General features: G+C 48.0%; 1 protein-coding gene. It reads right to left on the bottom strand.

The genetic code is table 11. From position 1 onward, the window contains the following. On the bottom strand, window positions 1–346 hold a 346-nt coding region (locus NR126_RS28590), incomplete at both ends, for a hypothetical protein (protein ID WP_256832512.1).

Genomic DNA, 346 nt, shown 5'->3' with positions numbered 1-346 from the left:
GTGCGTTGATATCGCGACTCAGGTCGCACACAACTGTCGGTGCCGCATAATTTCTTCTGCTTTCTGTGAACCCCACAAGCTCCAGAACGCCCTCACTCACGGTGACTGTTTTACCCCTGTTCTGACCCTTGAAGTTGAAAGTCGCCTTGATTGTTTTGGTGCTATTGTCAAATGTCAGTTTCAGGCTGCCTTCGGTGGCGGTGTAGTTGATTTGAGAGAAGGGGCCTGATTTTGACCAGAGGGCATTAACGCCAGAGGTGGTAGTGAAGTCTGAAGTGATGGCGTATGTTTTGTCAGTGACGTCGCCATCGTTAGGGATAAAAAAAGAAAATTCTTGAAAGTCTTG

This window comes from Pseudomonas sp. Pse1, assembly GCF_024519635.1.
Classification (GTDB): Bacteria; Pseudomonadota; Gammaproteobacteria; order Pseudomonadales; family Pseudomonadaceae; genus Aquipseudomonas.
This window is presented reverse-complemented; position numbering and strand designations above follow the sequence as displayed.